At 55.4% G+C, this 5,587-nt stretch carries 4 protein-coding genes and 3 pseudogenes; all 7 read left to right on the top strand.

Annotated elements, in window-relative coordinates; all coding sequences use genetic code 11:
• Positions 1 to 77 precede the first annotated feature (77 nt).
• Positions 78 to 524, top strand: a complete 447-nt coding sequence (gene dtd, locus CPT76_RS00080; protein ID WP_105441533.1) for a D-aminoacyl-tRNA deacylase — start codon at positions 78 to 80, stop codon at positions 522 to 524.
• Between the two features lie 70 nt (positions 525 to 594).
• Positions 595 to 756: a hypothetical protein gene (locus CPT76_RS36900; RefSeq protein WP_181152633.1), complete on the top strand. Its 162-nt coding sequence runs from the start codon at positions 595 to 597 to the stop codon at positions 754 to 756.
• A gap of 289 nt (positions 757 to 1,045) precedes the next feature.
• Positions 1,046 to 1,550 (top strand): annotated as a pseudogene (locus CPT76_RS00075) (type 1 glutamine amidotransferase domain-containing protein).
• Positions 1,551 to 1,574: 24 nt separating this feature from the next.
• Positions 1,575 to 2,045 (top strand): annotated as a pseudogene (locus CPT76_RS00070) (His/Gly/Thr/Pro-type tRNA ligase C-terminal domain-containing protein); the annotation flags it as partial.
• Between the two features lie 30 nt (positions 2,046 to 2,075).
• Positions 2,076 to 3,862, top strand: a pseudogene (aspS, locus tag CPT76_RS00065) (aspartate--tRNA ligase).
• Between the two features lie 23 nt (positions 3,863 to 3,885).
• Positions 3,886 to 4,641: a tRNA threonylcarbamoyladenosine dehydratase gene (locus CPT76_RS00060; RefSeq protein ID WP_076177000.1), complete on the top strand. Its 756-nt coding sequence runs from the start codon at positions 3,886 to 3,888 to the stop codon at positions 4,639 to 4,641.
• Between the two features lie 163 nt (positions 4,642 to 4,804).
• Positions 4,805 to 5,587, top strand: a 783-nt coding sequence (locus CPT76_RS00055) for an NCS2 family permease (protein ID WP_146116106.1), incomplete at its 3' end; no start/stop codon positions are given.

Below are 5,587 nucleotides of genomic sequence, written 5' to 3'. Positions count from 1 at the left end.
GTCGCACACCTGAGTAATCATTGATAGCTCAAGGTGCCCAGGGGAGCGGAACAAGCGAAGGAGCGTAGAGAGACAGCATGAAAGTGGTTGTACAGCGCTGTAAGGAAGCGCAGGTTACGGTAGACGGAGAAGTCACGGGGGCGATCGGCCAAGGGCTAATGGTGCTCGTCGGCGTTACCCATGAGGACACGGACAAAGACGCGAAATATTTGGCTGATAAGGTTGCTGGACTGCGCATTTTTGAAGATGATGAGGGGAAAATGAACTACAGCGTCATGGAAGTTGGCGGGGGCATACTGTCCGTGTCGCAGTTCACCCTGTACGGCGACTGCCGCAAAGGCAAACGCCCGAACTTCATGGCCGCGGCCAAACCGGATATCGCGGAAGGTTTGTACGAACAATTCAACCGCGAGCTCAGAGACAAAGGGCTTGAGGTCGCCACCGGCCGGTTCGGGGCGATGATGGACGTCACCTTTACCAACTGGGGGCCGGTCACGCTGATTATCGACAGCAAAGGGGCATAGAAACGGTAAATATCGGGCAAAATAGGAATGAGCATCCGCCATTTATATACAAATAAGGAGTTCATCCAATATGCGCCAATCCGTTCAGACCCAAACGCTGCAGTCGCTGCCGCTTGCGCCGGTCGCCTCGCTGCACGAGGCCACTAAGACGATGCAGGCCGTACGGGAAATCCCGTTTCCCTTATGGACCTTGTACACGAAGGGTATCGGCCGGCAGCAGACCATCCGTTAGTCGACCCATTATTGCTGCAAGTAAATAGACCCGAGCAGAACCCTCTTTTATTGCGAAAGAGGGTTCTTTTCTGTAGAAAAGAGCCCTTTTGCTGTTATTTGAGATGATCCGCCCCAAGTTTATTACGAAAATCATCCCCCCATTTTGACTTGCCTGGCTCGCAAACCGAAAATTCCGCCTCTTCTTCTTTCTTTCCTCGCGAATGGACACGCGAGCATGTTATAAACGTGCGCGTTTCGGGTAATAACAAGGCGTGGACCACTTATCCATGAAAGGAGAACGATATTCCATGAGCAAGGTTGCATTTTTGCTTGCGAACGCATTTGAAGATTCGGAAATGAAAGTCCCATATGATGAAGTCAACAAAGCGGGCCATGACACGGATATTATCGGCCTCCAGCAGGGTGAGAAGCTGACCGGTAAAAACGGCGAAGCCTCGTATACGGCGGACAAAGCTATCGCGGACGCGAAGGCGGCCGATTACGACGCCGTCGTCATTCCTGGAGGCTCTTCTCCGGAGAACCTGCGGCTGAACAAGGATGTGCTGAACTTCGTGAAGGAGATCAACAGCGCCGGCAAGCCGATCGCCGCGATTTGCCACGGCCCGCAAATTTTAATCAGCGCCGGTCTGCTGAAAGGCAGAACGATCACCTCGTACCCTCCGCTGCAGGATGACATGGTGAACGCCGGCGCGGAATTCAAGGATGAGGAGGTCGTCTTGGACGGCAACTTCATCACTTCACGGACTCCCAAAGCGAACCGGCCTTTGCCGGGAACTGCTGAACGTGCTGTAAGGCTCCGGGAGTGCCTTGGAAGCTGAATACAAGGCGCAGGGTATCGGCGCGATCGATACGATCGGCGGCGGCGGGCGCTATAACGGCCTCGTCGGCGAAATCGGCGGGCCGGACCAGCCAGGCATCGGCTTCGGCATCGGCTTGGAGCGGATCCTGCTGATCCTCGACAAGCAGGAGATCGACCTTCAAGCGGTGAAGCCGCTGGACGTGTACCTGGTGGCGCTCGGCGAAGCGGCCGACCGCGAAATCACCAAGCAGCTGTACCTGCTGCGCAAGGAAGGCTTTGCCGCAGAACGTGACTACCTGGGCCGCAAGATGAAAGCGCAGATGAAGTCCGCTGACCGCCTGAAGGCGCGTTATACCGCGATTCTCGGGGACGACGAGCTGTCGCGCGGGGAAATCGCCCTGAAGTCGATGGAAACCGGCGAGCAGCAGACGGTGAAGCTCAGCGAACTGCATTTGGCATTACGTAAATCCGCCGATAAGGCTGAATAAATATACCAATTAAAAGGGGAATGACAAAACATGCATAGGACCCATCAATGCGGTAGCCTGACCACCGCGAACATTGGAGAAACGGTAACATTAAACGGCTGGGTGCAAACCCGCCGTGACCTCGGGGGCGTCTTGTTTATCGATCTGCGCGACCGCAGCGGCATCGTGCAGATCGTATTCAATCCGGCATACTCCGGCGAAGCCCTGGCTATCGCCGACCGAGTGCGCAGCGAATACGTGCTGTCCGTCACAGGTAAAGTTGTGCAGCGCGACGCAGAAACGGTCAACCCGAACCTGCCGACCGGTCAAATTGAAGTGCAGATTACCGAGATCGAAGTGCTGAACGGCGCCAAAACGCCTCCGTTCTTCATCGAAGACGGTGTGGAAGTCGACGAGTCGCTTCGCCTCAAATACCGTTACCTGGACCTTCGCCGTCCGGAAATGCAAAAAACGCTGCTGCTCCGCTCCAAAGCATCGAAGATCTTCCGTGACTTCCTGGACGGAGAAGGCTTCATTGAAGTCGAAACGCCGATCCTGACAAAAAGCTCCCCGGAAGGCGCACGCGACTATCTCGTACCGAGCCGGGTGCACGAAGGCGAGTTCTTCGCTTTGCCGCAGTCCCCTCAGCAGTATAAGCAGCTTCTGATGGTAGGCGGCATCGAGCGTTATTTCCAAATCGCCCGCTGCTTCCGGGACGAAGACCTGCGCGCCGACCGGCAGCCGGAGTTCACGCAGGTGGACATCGAAACGTCCTTTATGAACCAGGACGAGCTTCTGGGCATGATGGAGCAGCTGATGGCCCGCCTGTTCAAAGAACGGTTAACGTAGACATTCCTTTGCCTTTCCAGCGCCTGACTTATGCCGAAGCGATGGATAAATACGGCTCTGACAAACCGGACCTCCGGTTTGGGCTGGAATTGATCCAAGTCAGCGACCTGGTAGCTTCCAGCGGCGTCAAGGTGTTTGCTTCCGTCGTCGAAAAAGGCGGAGAAGTCAAAGTGCTGAACGCCAAAGGCTGCGGCACGTGGAGTCGTAAGGAAATCGACGATCTGGGTCCGTTCGCGGCCCGTTACGGCGCCAAAGGCCTGGCCTGGATTCAAGTCAAGGAAGGCGAGTTCAAAGGGCCGATCGTGAAGTTCTTTACGCCTGAAGAGATCGAAGCGCTGAGAGAGCGCACCGGAGCCGAAGAAGGCGACCTGCTGCTCTTCTCCGCTGACAATAAAAAAGTCGTAGCCGACGTGCTTGGCGCGCTTCGCCTGAAAATCGGCAAACAGCTCGGCCTGATCAACGAAAATGAGTTCAAATTTGCCTGGGTGGTCGACTTCCCGCTGCTCGAGTGGGATGAGGAAGAGAAACGTTATGTTGCTCTGCACCATCCGTTCACCCGTCCGCGCGACGAAGACCAGCATCTGTTTGAAACCGATCCGGGCAGCATTCTGGCCCAGGCTTACGACATCGTGCTGAACGGTTACGAAGTTGGCGGCGGTTCCATGCGGATTTACAAGCGCGACATGCAGGAAAAAATGTTCGCGGCCCTCGGCTTGTCGCCTGAGGATGCCAAAGACAAATTCGGCCACCTGCTGGATGCCTTTGAATACGGCACGCCACCTCATGGCGGCATCGCATTTGGTCTGGACCGGCTCGTGATGCTGCTCTCCGGACGCAGCAACCTGCGCGAAACGATCGCCTTCCCGAAAACGGCCAGCGCGACCGATCTGCTCATGGATGCACCGTCACCGGTCGACCAAGGGCAGCTTGAACAGCTTCACATCAAGCTCGTGAAAAAGCCGGGGGAAGAAAAGAAAGTTCATTCTTAAGTTAAGGGAGGCCACCTGACGATATGCTTAATCAATTTTCACGTACGGAGCTGGCCATCGGGCCGGAAGGCCTTGAAGTCATGAAAAACAGCACGGTGGCGGTCCTTGGCATCGGCGGGGTGGGGTCCATTGCGGTGGAAGCCCTGGCCCGCACCGGGGTCGGCCGCATTATTTTGATCGATAAAGACGTGGTTGACATTACTAATATCAACCGCCAGATCCATGCATTGACGACGACCATCGGCCAGAAGAAGGCAGATCTGATGGTAGAACGAGTCAAATTAATCAATCCGGACATCGATGCGATCGCATTGAACATGTTTTATACCGAAGAAACCTATCAGGAGCTGTTTAAGTATGAGCTGGATTACGTGCTGGACGCATCGGATACCGTGTCCTACAAAATCCATCTCATCAAAGAGTGCCTGAACCGCAAAATCCCGATCATTTCCAGCATGGGCGCGGCCAATAAAATGGACCCGACCAAATTCCAGGTTGCGGATATTTCCAAGACGACGATGGATCCAATCGCCCGGGTCATCCGGACGAAGCTGCGCAAAGACGGCATCAAAAAAGGCGTCAAGGTCGTGTTCTCGACCGAAGAGCCGATCAAGCCGCGCGTAGACGTGACGGAAAAAATCGTTCCGGAGAACGCACCGGAGATCCGTAAGGCAAAGCAGCCGCCGGCCAGCAACGCCTACGTACCTCCTGTCGTCGGCCTCATCATGGTGAGCGTTGCCGTGAAGGACCTGCTCGCCAAAGCAGGGATTCAGGTATAACGTACATTCCGGAGCCGACCGGGCAGACGCTCGCGAAATAACGGGCATAACTGAAGCAAGTGATGGCGCGCGAGGCCGTATAACGGCGCTCGCGCCTTTTATTTTACAAATATGGTATAAATAAAATAGGTTGGACACCGTTTGTCGAACAGGAGGACTATTGTTGAAATCTAGTTTTTGGCACCGCAGCCTGGGGCTGCTGCCGGGGGACAGCTGGAAGAAAGAATGGATTGCGGGTGCTGTTTCGTATTTTTCCGTCGTATATATTGTGATGGTTAACGCGAATATTTTGCACGACGCGGGGATGCCGCTGAAGGCAGCCATGGTGGGAACGCTGCTGACGTCGGTTGTGGGCTGCCTCCTGATGGCCTTTGGCGGCAAGTCGCCGATTGTGGTCGTACCGGGCATGGGCATCAACGCCTTCTTCACGTACACCCTGGTGCACTCCATGAAGCTGTCCTGGCAGGAAGCGCTGATGGTCGTCGCGGTCACGGGCGTGTTATTTTCGATCGTATCCTTTACGTCCTTGTACCGGATCGTGAGCGAGGCCATCCCGCACAACCTGAAGCACGGCATCACGGTAGGGATCGGGCTGTTTCTGACGTTTATCGGGCTCCAGAAAAGCCAAATCGTGATCGCCCACCAGACGACTTTTGTTACCATCGGGCATTTCAGCGATCCGGCCGTCATCGTGTCCTGCTTTACGCTGCTGCTTGCCCTGATTTTGTTTATCCGGGGCGTGCAGGGAGGACTGCTCATCAGCATTCTGCTGGGAACGGGACTGGCTTATCTGCTCGGTGCCGTCAAGCCGGTACAGCTCGAATCCGGACATACCTTCCGCCAGTACGGGGAACTGTTCGGTCATCTGTCAGCGGCAGGGATCGGCAGCCTGGTGTTCTGGATCGCCGTCTTTCTACTGCTTCTGATCGTCGTCTTCGAAAATATC

This window comes from Paenibacillus sp. AR247 (genome assembly GCF_002968895.1).
In the GTDB taxonomy this organism is placed as follows: Bacteria; Bacillota; Bacilli; order Paenibacillales; family Paenibacillaceae; genus Paenibacillus_AQ; species Paenibacillus_AQ favisporus.
Note: the sequence above shows the minus strand (reverse complement) of the source record. Positions and strands in the feature narration are given on the sequence as shown.